We start from the raw sequence: 14,171 nt of genomic DNA on the forward strand, positions 1-14,171 counted from the left end.
AGCGGAGGTTTCCGCTTCGCTGAATCGGTTTTCGCGGAATCCTTGCTGACAAACTTCCGCGTATCCTGGGCACTGCCTTTGTAGATGGTGACGACGTTCGTGTCGGCCGCCCTTGGCTTGGGCGACACTTCGCCAGTGGACGGCGGCTGTGGCGCGATGACCTGCGGCGGCGCCGGCGCCTGCTGGACCGGGGCCGCCGCACGGCGGCCGGCTCCCGACGAGGCTCGATGGGTGGGCGCCGGATCCACGTTCGCGACTGGCGCGGAGCGGAGCTGCGCGAGCACGTCGTCTGAATTGGCTCCGGTCGTCCGGATCGAATCGGGGTCGCCGTAACCACGTAGTGACAATTGGATCCGGCCCGTGCCCTGGGCGATGGCGAGGCGTTCGGCCTCGGCCGGCGTCACCTCGAGGCTAACCGTCGCGGCCGCAATCGGGCGATTGTCGGCGGTATGCTGATCGATCGTGCCAACCGCAAGGACGCGCATGTTCGACATGAACGTCTTGGCAACGTCCTTTTGGGTCTTGCTGTCGCGCGTCACGATCAGCACGTCCACGCGGCTATTCGGCTGGACCATTCCGTTCAGCCCCGATACGTCGTCGATTCGCACGGTAAGGGCGCGCTTGCCTGGCGTGATCTTCACCTGTAGCCCAGGGCCCGTGCCGTCGGGCGTGAGGCGGCCGGGAACGATGACTTCACCGCGGAAGACGTCGATACGCGTCACGCGGTTTACGACCGAATCCACCGATGCGAATGCGCCGGCAGGGATGGTATTGATCGGCCACTCGGCGACGGTCACGCTGGCCCGGTCGATCGCCTTGCCTTCGGCCACGTCCTTGAACGCGATGACGACCGGCCGGGTGATGACTCGGTTCTGCGCCTTGGAGGCTTGCAGCACCCTGTAGATGCCGAAGGTCGCCAAAGCGGCCGTTACGAGCGCGGCCCCGAAAATTGTCGTGTAACGTCGCTCTGCCATAAAAAAGCGTCCGAAAGAGGATGGCTGTCTTGGGAATGCCCAGCGAAAACGTGCGAACCTTTTCAGCGACTGTCGGCGTTCATCTCAATCACTGATTCTCGTATCGGTACTCGGCCTGCGCGTGAAGCGTCGACGTGTAGCTCACCGTACCGTGCGCGATGATGCTCGCGATGGAGGCCACCGGCGTGATCCACCTGAACGGGTAGGCAATCGACACCTTGATCGACGTCGTGGCGGGACTCCCCACGGCGGTCACGGTGACGTTCGCTCTCACCAGATTATCGCCCCCAAACGTGAAGGGGTTAAACCGGGCGATTACGGTATCCTTGATGTCGGTCGTGTTGACCACCTGCTGGGTTGCCCCGAAGCGCGCGCCTTCGCGCGCGGCCGATACGAGACCGTTGGACGTGTACATGACGCGGCCGAAATCGACCATGCCGAACATCAGGATCAGCAAGACCGTGATCATCAGCGCGGTCTCGAGGATCACGCTGCCGTCCTGCCTCTGAAAGAACGTCCGTCCGTCCATCTCGCACCTCAGCCGATCAAGTGCCCGGGCCACCAGAACGCCAGGAGGACGCCGGCCGAGATGGCCAGCGCATAGGTCATTCGACGGCCAGCCGCTGGGGGCGCGTTGCGCAGCATCGCGGGCTGCTGCACGCCGTGTCCGAGGCGAATGAACGTCCATGTCCAACCCGAGCTGAGGATCATGTAAACGAGCGCCAGCGCGCCACCGAAGAGCGCCGTGTAAAGTGCTCCTTCGACTGCGCCGCGGGCGCCGAGGAAAGTCGCCGACGCCGCGAACAGCTTCACGTCGCCGGCACCCAGCATTCGCAGCAGGTAAAACGGAAACCACACGGCAAACCCGGTCAAAAGCCCGGCGCCCGCGTGTGAGAGACCGTTTATTGCAGGATTTGTAACCATCGCGAACGCGCATCCTGCCGCGATGGTAGCCAGCACCAGCTTGTTCGGGATCAGCCGCGTCCGCAGGTCCGACACGCAGGCAACTGCCAGGAGGCCGACCAACAACGCACTCCCGGCGACCGCCGGCGCGGGACCCGCGAACACGAAGCTTTCCGGGTAGAACGCCGTCGCCTACGGAAGCGACGCGTTCACCGAGTTGAAGCCGTTGCTGATCTTGCTGCCGATGGTCTTGATGGCCACGATGCAAAGCACGGCAATGAGCAGCACGAGCATGCCGTACTCGAGCAGGGCCGCGCCGTCTTCTTCCTTGAGGAAGTTCCGGGCGATGGCGGTGAGGCGGTTCATGAAGCGCTCCAGATGAGGGTAAAGGGACGAGCGACAGCAATCCAGCGACTGCAACTTCGGGAGAGCTACGGATTCAACGGACACTGAATCGGGATTTGCGCGGCGCCAAGCGGTCCTACGGAAGCAGCGTGTTCGCCGAGTTGAAGCCGTTCGCGACTTTGCTTCCGATTGTCTTCAACGCGATGATGCAGAGCAGCGCGATGAGCATGACCAACATGCCGTACTCGATCAACGCGGCACCGTCCTCGTTCTTAAAGAACTGTCTTGCGGCCCTCAACATCCGGCGTCCTGTTGGCGTCATGTCTAGTCTCGACTTGCTAAACCGTAAGGGAGAGCGTTTGGCATCGCGGACAGAACATTCTGAGACAGCAACGCGACGACCCACGTTTGCGATACGCAACCGCTATGTATGGCTCCCAATAGCTTCCAAGCCGATCTGATGCCAAAGTGACGCGCGGCGAACATTGGGCTGGCGTCCACTACCGCGCAAGCCTATCCCAACCGCCGACGCCACGCCGGCACCGACGTGACGCGCCTCACCTCTGCAACGCTGGGACCGCCAGTTCGAAAAACGCCGCCACTGTCGAACTCCCTTCGAGCCGATCCCAGCTATTTCGGGCCCGTGACAAAATTACAAAAGCAACGCCACCAACCGCTTACCGCCAACTGCGTCCGTCGTTCGCCGCCCGCGGGATTCTTCGAACTGAGCGAGTGAGGCGGAAAAAACGGGATACATTTTCACCCTTGCACGACCACAGCAAAACGCACCGACTGTTGCGTTTTGTCAACACCCGCCGAATAGTTTCCACAACAATCGAGCACTACCATTAGCCCCAATGCATTTTTTTGGCGTCTGATCGGCGATCGAGCTCCTCAGGGCGAGACTTGTATGGATGGCCGAGGTAGTTTGCTGGTGCTCGTGGCCGAGAACGCTCGGCGGCGACTGCTCTTTGATTAAGGAACCTTTATATGCGCGAGCCGATCGCCCTCTCCGTGGTGATCCCGGCGTACAACGAAGTCGCGAGACTTCCGGCGACCCTTAGGGATCTCCAGGCGTTTCTCGACCGCGACGGCCGGCGCGCCGAAGTCATCGTCGTGGACGACGGATCCACCGACGGAACGAGCGAAGTCGTCCGGCGCATCGAAGCCGACGATGACCGAATCCGGCTCATTCGGCTGCCGCAAAATCGCGGGAAGGGGTACGCGGTGCGGACCGGCATCGTGAACACGGCCGGACGTCTCGTCTTGTTCGCTGACGCCGACGGCGCCACTCCCTTTGAGGAGTTGGCCCGCTTGGAGACACAGATTGCCGCGGGAGCGCGCATCGCGATCGGCTCTCGGGCCATTCCCGATGGCGCCACGAGGGTCGAAGCCCGCTTCTATAGACGTGTCGCCGGCCGGCTGTTCCACGCCGTGGTACGTCTGTACGCGATCCGCGGATTCGTCGACACGCAGTGCGGCTTCAAGCTCTTCGACGCCCCGGTGGCCCACGATCTCTTTTCCCGCATGCGCATGACGGGCTACAGCTTCGATGTCGAAGTCCTGCTCATGGCCCTTCGGGCCCAGTATCCGGTTGCCGAGGTCCCCGTGAACTGGGTCCACCAGCCGGGGTCCAAGGTCCGCGTGGTTCGCGACGGACTACGCATGGCACTCGACGTGATGCGGATCCGGGCTAATGCGGCGCGTGGAATGTACGACCAGCCCCACATTGCTTTGCCGCCTCGGGAGGCGGCGAGTACCGAGACGATCGCCTCTTAAGGGGCGCCCGTACGTTTTGACTGCGGCAGTGGGACCAGCGCCTCGCAGCTCGTGTGGCGCGGGTCGAGCGACTGCATGACGGGCAACACGCGCCGAGGAACTGGGCCGATGCCCGCGCGTTGCCACCAGTCATCGGTGACCCACACGCCGATCATGCGAGACGGTCCGTCCAGCTGATTGGTCATCGCGACGCGATGCCAACCGCGCGCGGTATCGAGAACAGCCGCCACGGGAAACTTTACCGGAAAAATCGCGACGTCGGCCGTCCGCCACGGCTGCAGCGGAATCTCCGGCTTGAACGCGCTGAAGTACGTCTCCGCGCGCGCGACCGAGTCGGGAAAGATGGTTCTCCCGTCGATCGATTCGGACAATCGCGGCAGCCGCCACGGGAAATAGCCGCCGAAGTTGAACATGGTGACGAGACGGGCGTCCGTTGGTCGCGTATTGCACTCGATCCACCGCACGAGCGGCTCGATCATCTTCGCGTTGATCGACGGCACGTAGCGCATGTTGGCGTCACCGGCGCGAAGCGCGGGGTCCTCCCATGTCTCGAGACCGGCCGCCGCCACGAGCGCGAAGATCACGAGAACGATTGCGCGCTGTGCCGTTCGTACGACGGGAACGGCCGGCGTTCGCGCCAACGACAGCGCCACGGCGGACATCGGAATCGTCACCAGCCACCACACGACGAGCGATCGGAGCGCAAGGGCGAACAACAACAGCCCCGCGAGCCACAGACCGCCATGGAAAAAGCGCTCTCTCGCGTCGAGTTTCTTGGCCGCCACCCACGGGAGAAAGGCGAGCAGCACGCCCACGACGGTGGACCCCTCGATCCCGGTCATCAACATTTGAAAACCAGGCTTGTATTCGTTGATCCCGCTGGGCGGCCCAAGCACAGCGTTCTTGGCGAAGTTGAGCGCGAAGATCTCTGGCCAATGCAGTGCGTACGGCGACAAGAACCAACCGAGCACGATGGCGGCCGGCACGAGCACCATGCGTTTCCGATCGGCCGGTGGTTTGGTCAACAAGAGCACGCAGGGAATCAGTGCGATCGGAAAAAGCAAATGCGTGTTCGACAGCACCGTGCTGACCGCCAACAACCCAACGAGCGTCAGCCCGAGCCGGCGCGTATCGAGTGCTCGATAGACGAGCGCCCACGCCAGCGGAGTGGCGATCAGCAGAATGCTTTGCGGGCGAACGTAGGGCGTCGTTCCGAGTGTCACGATCAAATTGCCCGCCACCATCACGAGCACCACCCACGGATTCCACCGCGCCACTCGTCCCAGAACGAGCATCACCGCGGCCAGCGCGACGTACGTAATTCCCTGGAGCACACCGAGCCCGATTGGACCCACGTGCGCCATGAGCTCGAAGTACAGCAGCTCGATCGCCCACGAATACGCCTGAAACGGCGCGCCGGCCCGTGTCCATGCGAACGGTTCCGTGAACGGGACGGCATGGTGCCTCGCAATCCACTCTCCCGTCGCCAAATGCATCGGCAAATCCGGGTCGGCGAGTGGAAGCGATGTTCCCGCCGTGAACAGGAGCACGCCGATGAGCATCAACTGCCACTTCCAGAATGGGCCGAGCGCGTCGCGCCATTGCTCGGACCAGCCGACTTGCGAGGAGTCGACGTACGTGGCGGTTTCGCCTTCCGAAGATTCCATTTGGTTCGGCTACGCCGCCGTCTGAGGAAGGTTCAGCAACCACGAGTCTGCACCTCGACGATCGCCTCCGGTGTGTCGAAACTACCACACATGCGACGTGAGACCGTGAGGATCTTCGCCGTTTCGGCGGCGATCGGACTGGCGGCAGGCACCCTGGCCTGGTTCCTGTTTCCGTACAGCCACGGCGCTGATTTCGCTCAGTTTCATTTTCACGCGCGAAACTGGCTCGCGGGACGTGACCCGTATGTCGGCGGATTCCCGATCATGCGGCGGACGCGCGTCGTCCCGGAACCGTTTTTCTACCCGTTCCCCGCCCTCTTCCTCCTCGCACCGTTCGCGCTCGTGCCGCTGCGACTCGGATACGCCCTGTTCGCGACCGCGTCGACGGTGCTTCTGTCGTGGTGCATTCTCCTCAAGTCGCCCGAGCGCCTTCCGATGCTCCTCGGCTCGGCGTTCATCGTCGCGGTGGGGCTGGGTCAATGGACCCCGCTCGTCACGGCGACACTCCTTCTGCCGGTGCTGGGCTTCCTCGCCGTCGTCAAGCCGAACATCGGCCTCGCATCCGTTCCCGCCGACCCTTCTTGGAATCGAATAGTCGGTGGCGGCGCTTTGCTGTTGCTTTCGCTCGCGTTCCAACCGAGTTGGCCTGCCGAGTGGCTGCGCAATCTCCGGTCGATGCCCGGCCATCCAATTCCGCTTCTCATTCCGGGCGGCGTTCTCACGCTCCTCGCGCTGCTCCGCTGGCGGCGTCCCGAGGCGCGTCTCCTCCTGGGGATGGCCTGCGTACCGCAGTTGCTGTATTTCGCCGACCAACTTCCGCTCTGGTTGGTCGCACGCACGCGGCGCGAGTCGATCGCGCTGAGCGCGACGAGCATGATCGCGTGGCTCATCGCGCTGCAAGCGTTCAACCGGCCCGGCGGAAATCCGGCGTTCGATTCCGACTATCTCGTGCTGGCGGGCGTGTATCTCCCGGCTCTGGTGATGGTTCTTCGTCGGAAGAATTCCGGCCGTCTCCCGCAGTACATCGAGCGGCGGATCGCCCGCTGGCCCAGCTGGATTCGCGGCAGCGCGGAGGAATCGACTTAGCGCGTCCCGCGGATGCACGCGTCCACGTATTCCGGCAGCCCCGCCATGGCGCACTCGCGCGCCGCGCTCTTGTCGTCGGCGTGGAGCGGCGCAATCCGCACTCCCACCGACTCGAAGCACTTCTTGCGGCCACCCTCCGGCACCGCGCCGCAGAAGTCGATCGCACCGCGCGCCGAGAGCTCTCGATCCACTAACGCTTCGACGGCGCCGGCGAAACAGTCCGTTTGGAACGCACCGGCCCCGGTGCACGTGCCGATGACCTTTGGCCGATTCCACCGGAAGAACGCCTGGCTCTGCTTCCCGAACCCGCGGTAGCAGTTGGACGCCGAGGCCGACGGGGCGAGTGAGCAGTCCTTGAGCGTTCTCTCGAGGTCGTAATCGCGCAGGCGCGCGATCACGAGCGGCTGATACGACCAGCACGACGGCTGATACTGCGCCGCGACGCTGTCGCAGGGAAACGCGACGTCCGACTTTCGAAAACTATTGGTCGACGGGGCGGGACTCCCCATGTCCATCGCCATGTGCTCGTGCGCCGCCCCGGCCAGCGCGGCGTCGCCGACGTTCATCCCCTTCATTCCGACGCCGTGCACCGCGTTTTCCATGAACACGCCGTCGTGACACTCGCCGCGCAGATCGCCCGAATCGAACGAGTCGCACGCGCCGAGCGCGCGCGCGAGATCGTAGCCCATCGCTTCGGTGAAGCCGTGGCCAAGTCCGTGCGCGCATTCCATCGTCAGCTCACGGGCGTCGCCCGCGTGCGCGAACGACGTGCACACCTTCGCCATCGCCGGCGGATCGACGTGCTGCTGCGCCGCGAGCAGCCCTTCGAGCACGCCGTGGTAGCACCCGGCCTCGAACGTCGGACGGCACTCGCGCAGTACGGCGGGATCGTGGCCGTTGTTGGCGATCGCGAAGCGGCCGAGCGCGTGGGCGATCATGTGGCCATCCCCCTCGAGCGTCGAATCCCGCTTCACGAACGCGGAGAGACTGTCCATCGCCCGCCCGACCCCTTCCGACTTCGCCGCGAGAAACACCGACGCGATGTCGAGATCGCGCGTCGACACCGCCGACCAGTCGAACGACGCCGGAGCCTGCGGCCGCGCCGCCGCGTCGCTCGCGCGGAGCCACGCGAACACGAGAACCCCAATCAAGAGGAGTGCGGTGAGATCGATGAGTCGCCGAATCATTGGTTGCTAATAGAAGTCCCGCTACAGAGCCGCCTCGACATGACGCACATCACGAAGCACGCGTGACATCGTCCCGGTTTCCCGTCCACCCGTCCACCCGTCCACCCGTCCACCCCAATGAATCCTCGAATCTCTCCCCCCGATCTCAACTTAAGAACATGTCTTGCATCCGTGGCGCGGTCGTTCAATTCTCGCATCCGAACCCCGGAGGAACCGATGGCCCGCTCGACCACCATGACCGTCGCGGCGTTCGCCGCAATCGCTGCCTGCGCCCTTGCCGCTCCCGCCGCCTCGCAAGTCGTCACGACCGCCGGCGGCGACGTGGTTTCCGCTGCGCAGAAGCACCTGATCGACAATCTGATCACGATCGACTCGATCCAAGCCGCGACGGCGAAGCTGGCGGCCACGAAGACGGAGAACCCCGCGATCCGCGATTTTGCCACGTCGCTCGCGTCGGATCACGCCGCACACGCCAGCGCGCTCCAGACGATCGCCGCGAAGAAGGACGTCGGACGCGAAGCCGACGCGAGCAGCAAGACCGCGACGGATTTTGCCAGCCGTTACACCGCACTCGAAGCGATGGCCGCGGGCGCCGAGTTCGATCGCGCGTTCCTCCAAGCGGTCATCGCGAATCATCAAGCCGAGATCGCGGCGATCAACAGCGGCAAGACGTCGGCGGGTGACGAGGATCTCAAGAAGGATCTCGACCAGACCGTTGGTGGACTGCAAAGCCATGTCGCGAAGGCGAACGAGTTGAGCGCCGCGCTCCAGAAGGGCGGCGCCGCTCCGGCCAAGCCGCCCATGTAAGCCCAAGGTCCAGTCGCACGTCCGGCTTCGGCCACCAATGTTGGTGCGCCGAAGCCGGCCCCTCTGCCCTAACGCAGTTACGCCGTTACGCAGTTACGCAGTCGTCGCCGCCATGCTCGCAGCTGCTGCTCACAGCTGTCGCTCACGGCTCTCGCTCACCCTGCGTGCATACTAGAAGTCCAATGAGCATTCGCCGCATCGCTCCGATCGCCGCGCTCTCTGTAGTAATCGCCGTCACCGCCTGCTCCGACCCGAAGTCGACGTCGCCGGCCGACCGCTCCAACGCCAACGCCACCGTCCGCCTCGCCAACGCGACCGACGCCCGGCTCGATTTCCGACAAGGCAACGCGGTCGTCGACGGCGGCGGCAACCTCGCCTTTTCCGCCATGTCGTCGTGCACCAGCGTGAGCGCCGCCGAGCCGCAGCTCACCGTGACCAGCGCGGGCAAGTCGGGGAACCTCGCCGGATTCGATCCCTCGTTCGACGCCGGCAACAGCTACACGGTCGTCGCGTTTCCCGGCGGCGGCTCCGCCACGAGCTTCGCCATGCTTCTCAACGCCTTCCGCCCGGCAGGGGGCAGCGCCGGCTTTCGCATCCTCAACGCGACCAGCGACCCGGCCGCCATCGACGCGTACGTGACCAACCCCGGCACCGCGCTCACGGCGCTCACCACGCGCACCACCGCGAACACCTCCGCCGGAACCGCATCGGCATTCGTGAACGTCACCGCCGGCACGCGCCAGATCCGCATCACGACAACGGGCACACACACCGTCGTGCTGGACGCGGGCTCGTCCAATCGGCTCAACGCGGGAACCAACTACACGATCGTGGTGGCGCCGGGTCAGGCGGGGCTGCGGAGCTTTTTGGTGGCCGCTTGTTAGGCGTGCTGAAGTGAGGAGTGCCGGACTCCGAGACTGCCGGACTCCGAGACTGCCAAACTCCGAAACTGCCGAACTCCGAAACTGCGAGACTGCCGAACTCCGAAAACTGCCGAACTCCGAGACTGCCAAACGCCGACAATGACCGCGGCCAACGCTTGTCGTTCGTCGCCTCTCGGCAGTTTTCGGCTTTCGGCAGTTTCGGCTTTCGGCAGTTTCGCCACTTCGGCTCTCGGCAGTTTCGGCTTAGGGCAGTCTCGGAGTTCGGCAGTTTCGGCCTTCGGCAGTCCCCTCCCCCACCAAGCACCTGTCACGATTTGACGCACCCCGCCTCCTTTCTTCGCGGGCTCCTGCGACCCATATCACCGAGCCGGGGCACAAACCCTGCCACCATATGGGTCCGCTTGCGACGCCGGCCCCGTCCGTCTTGTCGCGCGACCCATCATCCTCGGACAGGAGAAGTGCAATGCAGCTTCGCCGAATCGTTGCCTGGACTTCGGCTGCCGCCGCTCTTTCGGTATTGGCGCTGGCGTGCTCGTCGGACTCCACCCTGCCAAGTCTCACTAGCGGCGGAACCCTCATCGTCAAACTGAGCGACGCGCCGTTTCTCAGCGACTCGGTGAAGAGCGTCGACGTGTTCGTCGTCGAAATCGACGGACGCGGCACCGCGACTGACGACAATGACGCGAACACGAACCTCGACAACTCGTCCGTCGGTGGATGGACCGTGCTCGGCACGCCGAATCAGTCGTTCAACCTGCTCGCGCTTCAAAACGGAGCGAGCGCGCAAATCGGGTCGGGCGGACTCGCGGCCGGCACGTACAGCGGCTTCCGCCTCATCATCGATCAGAGCAAGTCGAGCGTGACGCTCAAGAACGGAACTGTGCTGACGGGCACGAGCAACCCGGGGATCAAGTTCCCGAGCGCATCCAAGTCGGGACTCAAGATCAACCTGTCCAAGCCCGTCACGATCGTCGGCGGCTCGACGACGACGCTGCTCGTCGACTTCGATGTGAACGACAGCTTCGTGCTCCGCGGCAACACCATCTCGCAGAACGGCCTGCTGTTCAAGCCGGTCATCAATGGAACGATCATCGACGCGGCAACGGTCAATGCGAACGTTCGCCTCGCCAACGCGATGGACGTCGCGCTCGACCTGCGCCAGGGCACGAGCGTCGTGAGCGGCGGCAGCAACCTGGCCTTCGCCGGCGTCTCCTCGTGCACCAGCGTCAACGCCACGACGCCGGGACTCGGCATCGCGTTGACCGGAACCACGACGAATCTCTCGGGCTTCACGCCGACGCTCGTCGCCGGCAACAGCTACACGTTCGTCGCCTTCGGCACCTCGGCGTCGCCGACCTTCATCACGCTGGTCAACACGTTCACGCCGGCCTCCGGCCAAGCGGGCTTCCGCGTCTTCAACGCGACCGGCGGCGCGACCGCGATTGATGCTTTCGTGACGACACCCGCCGCCGTGCTCGCGGCACCGGCGACCGTCTCAGGCGCCGTTACCGGAACCGCCACCGCATTCGTGAGCGTGCCGGCTGGATCCCAGCAGATTCGCCTCACGTCGACCGGCCTCCTCACGCCGTTGCTGCTCGACGTCGGCTCACAGACGTTGGCCGCCGGCACGAACTACACACTCGTGATCGCGCCGCCCGCGAGCGGCTCGACCACCCTGCGCGCGTTCCTCGTGCCCGGGTGCTAGTACCGAGCGCGCGAGTTTGACACGCGACTGAGCCGCCCGAGGTCTTCCGCGCGACCAGCGCAATGCTGCCGACACTGCCCGGCAGCATTGCCTCGGCTCGCGCTCCAGACCCCGGGCCGGCTCGTCGCTGCCTCCGTTTCACACGCGGTCGTGCGCGTGCGCAGTGGCGCGCCCGTGACGGTGGTCCTGCCTCCACACGGGCAATCGCACGCGCGCACCCGTTCAGGGACACCGCGGCGCACTAACGGCCGTCACGAGTGAGCGAGGGGTGGGGCTGTCCGGAGCGGAGCGTCCCACCCCGAGCCCGATCGGCGAGAAAACGCCGCGTCAGTTCTTCAGGAGCGCGCTCGTGAGCGCGTGGCCGTCGATTTCTTCGCTCGGTTTCACGCCCGCGATCTGTGCGAACGTGGGGGCGATGTCGACGGTTCGGGCGAGCTCGGCGTAGCGGCCGGGCCGAATCCACGGACCGTAGAAGACTATCGGTACGTGGCAGTCGTCGTCCCATGGTGAGCCGTGAACGCCGGGCGTCGTGCCCCAGACGCTGCCGTGGTTGAGCGTCACGACGACCGCGACGGGCCAGTCGGGAGGAATCGCGTGGCGCCACCGGCGCGCGATCACGTCCTTCACCGTGTCGGCGGTGAGAAGGTCCTTGAAGAGATCCGCGCGCATGACGCCGGGTTGGTGCTTCGCCGCGTCGGCGAACGCGCGGGCGAGCGAGTCGGCGTTGATGTGCGAGCGATTCAAGCGCGAGCGATTGAGCATCAACATGGCGTCGCTGTAACCGATTGCCGAGTCGGTGTTCATTCTCTTGGCGAGCGTCGCCTGAAAATCCGCGGCGACCGAGGACAGGTCGACGCGGATCGGAGGCGGCGAGTCGCCGTTCTGTTCGGCGAGCTCCGGCATCTGAGTGACGCCGTGATCGGCGGTGAGCGCGAACACGATCGTCGATGAGTCGCGAAGCTTGTAGAGCGAGTCGATCAGCACGCCGATGGCGCGGTCGACGCGCAGGATCTGGTCGTGCAGCTCGCGCGACGACATCCCGAAGCGGTGGCCTACGGCGTCGGTCGACGACAGTGACACGGCGAGCAAATCCGTCGAGCGGCCTGCGCCGAGCTTCATCGCGTTCACGCCGTCGAGCGCGAATTGAACGGTCACGTCATCCAGGAACGGGAACGCGAGCAGGCTGGCGGCGGCCGCGGCGGAATCGCTCGGTACGACGTGCGGGAACGCCGGCTCGCGTCCTCCGTCCTCGAACAGCACGGTGTCCGGCTCCGGATACGCGGCCACCTGCAGCAGCGGCGTCCACGCCTTGCCGGCGTAACTCTGCGGGATGCGGCGCTCGTTGAACGCGTGCACCCAGTGCGGAAGCTCGTCGCCGTAGTAACTGCTCGTCGAAAAGCGGCCGTCGCTCTGATACCAGAACACGGCTTCGCGCGCGTGGCCTACGGGGAGGATTGCGCCGCGGTCCTTTCTCGAGACCGAGAGCGCACGCGAATGCGAGTCGCGGTACTTGAGCCAATCGAAGAGCGTCGATCCCTTGAATCGAAACGGCGACGCACCGGGTCCGCCTCCGCCGATCACTGGCGATCCGGGGTCGGGCACTCCTTCCGCGTTGAACACGATTCCCGTTCGATACGGCTCCCGCCCCGACAACAGCGTCGAATGCCCCGGCGCGGTCTCGGTGTTTGCGTGATCCTGAAACGCATTCGTGAACACCGCCCCATTCTTCGTCAGCCGCGCGAGTCCCCCGGTGAACTGCCCCGCCCATTTGTCGAGATAGTCCGCGCGCATCTGGTCGACCGTGATCAACACGATCAGCCTCGGCGGCCCGCCCGGCTGCGCCGCCTGCACACTCGGCTGCGCCGCGCTCGGCGTCGGGGGCGACGCGGCGCAGGCGAGGGAAAGAAAGACGAGTCCGGCGACAAACGGCGCGCGGGAGGACTTCATGACAGCTCCGGCGGGAGGAGGAAGGAACTCGGGAAAGGTCCACGGGGAACGGAGGAGATCAAGTAGGGGTTCGCGAGCTCCGAGAACTGCCGAACTCCGAAACTGCCGAACTCCGAAACTCCCGAACCCCGAGGTGCTCAGGATGGAGTTCAAAGGCGCAGGCGGGGTCGACCAGGCGAGAGCTGGTCTGAAGTCCGATGTCCGACATCTGTCGTCCGACTTCGAGCCCAAGATCGGGGCCGGTCAAGGACGACAGACCGCCAAATGGCCGCGATGCCGCGCCGTTTGAACCCATTCTATTGGCCGATCCCCCGCGCCACCGATAGTTTTCATGTCATGCTTCGCCCCGCGTGGCTCCGCGCGCTTGCCGCCGTTTGGGCCATCTGGCTCCAGGCCGCCCTGCTCGACCCGGGCAGCTTCGACCATTGCCCCGAGCACGGCCACCACGCCGTCGCGACGCAAATGGCCGAACACGCGGAACACGCCTCGCACGATCACGGCGCTCCCGCCGATCATCACGGCCAGCACTCCTGTACGTGCCTCGGCGCCTGCTGCTGCGCGCCCGCGGTCCTCGTCCCCGCGACGAGCGTCGACCTGCCGCCGGTCGTCACGGTCGCGCAGACCGCGACGCCGTACGCCGAGGTTCGAGTCGTCGCCGCGGCTCGGCCGCATTCCCTTCCCTTCGCGAACGGTCCTCCCGTCGCCACTCCCCGGGCGCTGACCGCTTAGGCGGGTCGCGCCCAACACGTCGCGTCCTCGCGGTAGCGCGGGGGCGCGTCATGCCGCGTATCCGCGCGGCCGCATCGCGCGTTCAAGACAACGCGCGACCGGCCATCACAGATCGCTCATTGGGAAAGGGGAGGAGGGCGAATGCGTTTCGTCTTCAG

Annotated in this window: 14 protein-coding genes; 6 read left to right on the plus strand and 8 right to left on the minus strand. The window is 65.1% G+C overall.

All coding sequences use genetic code 11. The features are described from left to right. The 5 genes from cpaB to VGQ44_22380 all read right to left on the minus strand — a co-directional run. The coding region (gene cpaB / locus VGQ44_22360) for a Flp pilus assembly protein CpaB (GenBank protein HEV8449583.1) at nt 1–974 on the minus strand (974 nt) is incomplete at its 3' end. 88 nt (nt 975–1,062) lie between these two features. Continuing rightward, on the minus strand, nt 1,063–1,503 hold the full coding sequence (locus VGQ44_22365) for a TadE/TadG family type IV pilus assembly protein (protein HEV8449584.1): 441 nt from the start codon (nt 1,501–1,503) through the stop codon (nt 1,063–1,065). An 8-nt stretch (nt 1,504–1,511) separates the two neighbouring features. Continuing rightward, nucleotides 1,512–2,042 (minus strand): prepilin peptidase, encoded by a 531-nt coding sequence (locus tag VGQ44_22370; protein ID HEV8449585.1) that lies wholly within the window; start codon nt 2,040–2,042, stop codon nt 1,512–1,514. A 27-nt stretch (nt 2,043–2,069) separates the two neighbouring features. After that, nucleotides 2,070–2,243: a Flp family type IVb pilin gene (locus VGQ44_22375; protein ID HEV8449586.1), complete on the minus strand. Its 174-nt coding sequence runs from the start codon at nt 2,241–2,243 to the stop codon at nt 2,070–2,072. A 115-nt stretch (nt 2,244–2,358) separates the two neighbouring features. Continuing rightward, nucleotides 2,359–2,523: a Flp family type IVb pilin gene (locus VGQ44_22380; protein ID HEV8449587.1), complete on the minus strand. Its 165-nt coding sequence runs from the start codon at nt 2,521–2,523 to the stop codon at nt 2,359–2,361. Nucleotides 2,524–3,212: 689 nt separating this feature from the next. Here VGQ44_22380 and VGQ44_22385 point away from each other — a divergent pair. Then, the gene (locus VGQ44_22385) at nt 3,213–4,001 is read left to right on the plus strand and encodes a dolichyl-phosphate beta-glucosyltransferase (GenBank protein HEV8449588.1); all 789 of its coding nucleotides are present in this window, start codon (nt 3,213–3,215) and stop codon (nt 3,999–4,001) included. Here VGQ44_22385 and VGQ44_22390 read toward each other — a convergent pair. Then, on the minus strand, nt 3,998–5,668 hold the full coding sequence (locus VGQ44_22390) for a hypothetical protein (GenBank protein HEV8449589.1): 1,671 nt from the start codon (nt 5,666–5,668) through the stop codon (nt 3,998–4,000). The two genes, VGQ44_22385 and VGQ44_22390, sit on opposite strands and share 4 nt — an antisense overlap. Nucleotides 5,669–5,758: 90 nt before the next feature. Between VGQ44_22390 and VGQ44_22395 the strand changes: the two genes are divergently transcribed. Then, nucleotides 5,759–6,754, plus strand: coding sequence for a hypothetical protein (locus VGQ44_22395; protein HEV8449590.1), 996 nt, complete (start codon nt 5,759–5,761; stop codon nt 6,752–6,754). On the opposite strand, the gene VGQ44_22400 is transcribed toward VGQ44_22395, so the two are convergent. Further along, on the minus strand, nt 6,751–7,941 hold the full coding sequence (locus VGQ44_22400) for a hypothetical protein (protein ID HEV8449591.1): 1,191 nt from the start codon (nt 7,939–7,941) through the stop codon (nt 6,751–6,753). The genes VGQ44_22395 and VGQ44_22400 overlap by 4 nt on opposite strands. Before the next feature lie 216 nt (nt 7,942–8,157). Between VGQ44_22400 and VGQ44_22405 the strand changes: the two genes are divergently transcribed. From VGQ44_22405 to VGQ44_22415, 3 genes are all read left to right on the plus strand, one after another. Then, on the plus strand, nt 8,158–8,748 hold the full coding sequence (locus tag VGQ44_22405; GenBank protein ID HEV8449592.1) for a DUF4142 domain-containing protein: 591 nt from the start codon (nt 8,158–8,160) through the stop codon (nt 8,746–8,748). A gap of 182 nt (nt 8,749–8,930) precedes the next feature. Then, nucleotides 8,931–9,632 carry a hypothetical protein gene (locus VGQ44_22410; protein ID HEV8449593.1) on the plus strand — a complete coding sequence of 234 codons (702 nt, stop codon included), beginning with the start codon at nt 8,931–8,933 and terminating at the stop codon, nt 9,630–9,632. Between the two features lie 463 nt (nt 9,633–10,095). Further along, nucleotides 10,096–11,337 carry a DUF4382 domain-containing protein gene (locus VGQ44_22415; GenBank protein HEV8449594.1) on the plus strand — a complete coding sequence of 414 codons (1,242 nt, stop codon included), beginning with the start codon at nt 10,096–10,098 and terminating at the stop codon, nt 11,335–11,337. 327 nt (nt 11,338–11,664) lie between these two features. Here the strand turns inward: VGQ44_22415 and VGQ44_22420 are convergent, their stop codons facing one another. After that, a complete protein-coding gene (locus VGQ44_22420) occupies nt 11,665–13,284 on the minus strand; it encodes an alkaline phosphatase family protein (GenBank protein HEV8449595.1) in 1,620 nt (539 codons plus the stop codon). 336 nt (nt 13,285–13,620) lie between these two features. Here VGQ44_22420 and VGQ44_22425 point away from each other — a divergent pair, with 336 nt between their 5' ends. Next, on the plus strand, nt 13,621–14,013 hold the full coding sequence (locus VGQ44_22425; GenBank protein ID HEV8449596.1) for a hypothetical protein: 393 nt from the start codon (nt 13,621–13,623) through the stop codon (nt 14,011–14,013). The last annotated feature ends 158 nt before the right edge of the window (nt 14,014–14,171 follow it).

It is taken from the genome of Gemmatimonadaceae bacterium, from assembly GCA_036003045.1.
In the GTDB taxonomy this organism is placed as follows: Bacteria; Gemmatimonadota; Gemmatimonadetes; order Gemmatimonadales; family Gemmatimonadaceae; genus JAQBQB01.

What these genes read in the sequence shown, in the direction of transcription:
- VGQ44_22365 (HEV8449584.1), bottom strand. Translation starts at nt 1,503, where the DNA reads ATGGACGGACGGACGTTCTTTCAGAGGCAGGACGGCAGCGTGATCCTC.
- VGQ44_22375 (HEV8449586.1), bottom strand. Translation starts at nt 2,243, where the DNA reads ATGAACCGCCTCACCGCCATCGCCCGGAACTTCCTCAAGGAAGAAGAC.
- VGQ44_22380 (HEV8449587.1), bottom strand. Translation starts at nt 2,523, where the DNA reads ATGTTGAGGGCCGCAAGACAGTTCTTTAAGAACGAGGACGGTGCCGCG.
- VGQ44_22385 (HEV8449588.1), top strand. Translation starts at nt 3,213, where the DNA reads ATGCGCGAGCCGATCGCCCTCTCCGTGGTGATCCCGGCGTACAACGAA.
- VGQ44_22390 (HEV8449589.1), bottom strand. Translation starts at nt 5,668, where the DNA reads ATGGAATCTTCGGAAGGCGAAACCGCCACGTACGTCGACTCCTCGCAA.
- VGQ44_22395 (HEV8449590.1), top strand. Translation starts at nt 5,759, where the DNA reads ATGCGACGTGAGACCGTGAGGATCTTCGCCGTTTCGGCGGCGATCGGA.
- VGQ44_22400 (HEV8449591.1), bottom strand. Translation starts at nt 7,941, where the DNA reads ATGATTCGGCGACTCATCGATCTCACCGCACTCCTCTTGATTGGGGTT.
- VGQ44_22405 (HEV8449592.1), top strand. Translation starts at nt 8,158, where the DNA reads ATGGCCCGCTCGACCACCATGACCGTCGCGGCGTTCGCCGCAATCGCT.
- VGQ44_22410 (HEV8449593.1), top strand. Translation starts at nt 8,931, where the DNA reads ATGAGCATTCGCCGCATCGCTCCGATCGCCGCGCTCTCTGTAGTAATC.
- VGQ44_22415 (HEV8449594.1), top strand. Translation starts at nt 10,096, where the DNA reads ATGCAGCTTCGCCGAATCGTTGCCTGGACTTCGGCTGCCGCCGCTCTT.
- VGQ44_22420 (HEV8449595.1), bottom strand. Translation starts at nt 13,284, where the DNA reads ATGAAGTCCTCCCGCGCGCCGTTTGTCGCCGGACTCGTCTTTCTTTCC.
- VGQ44_22425 (HEV8449596.1), top strand. Translation starts at nt 13,621, where the DNA reads ATGCTTCGCCCCGCGTGGCTCCGCGCGCTTGCCGCCGTTTGGGCCATC.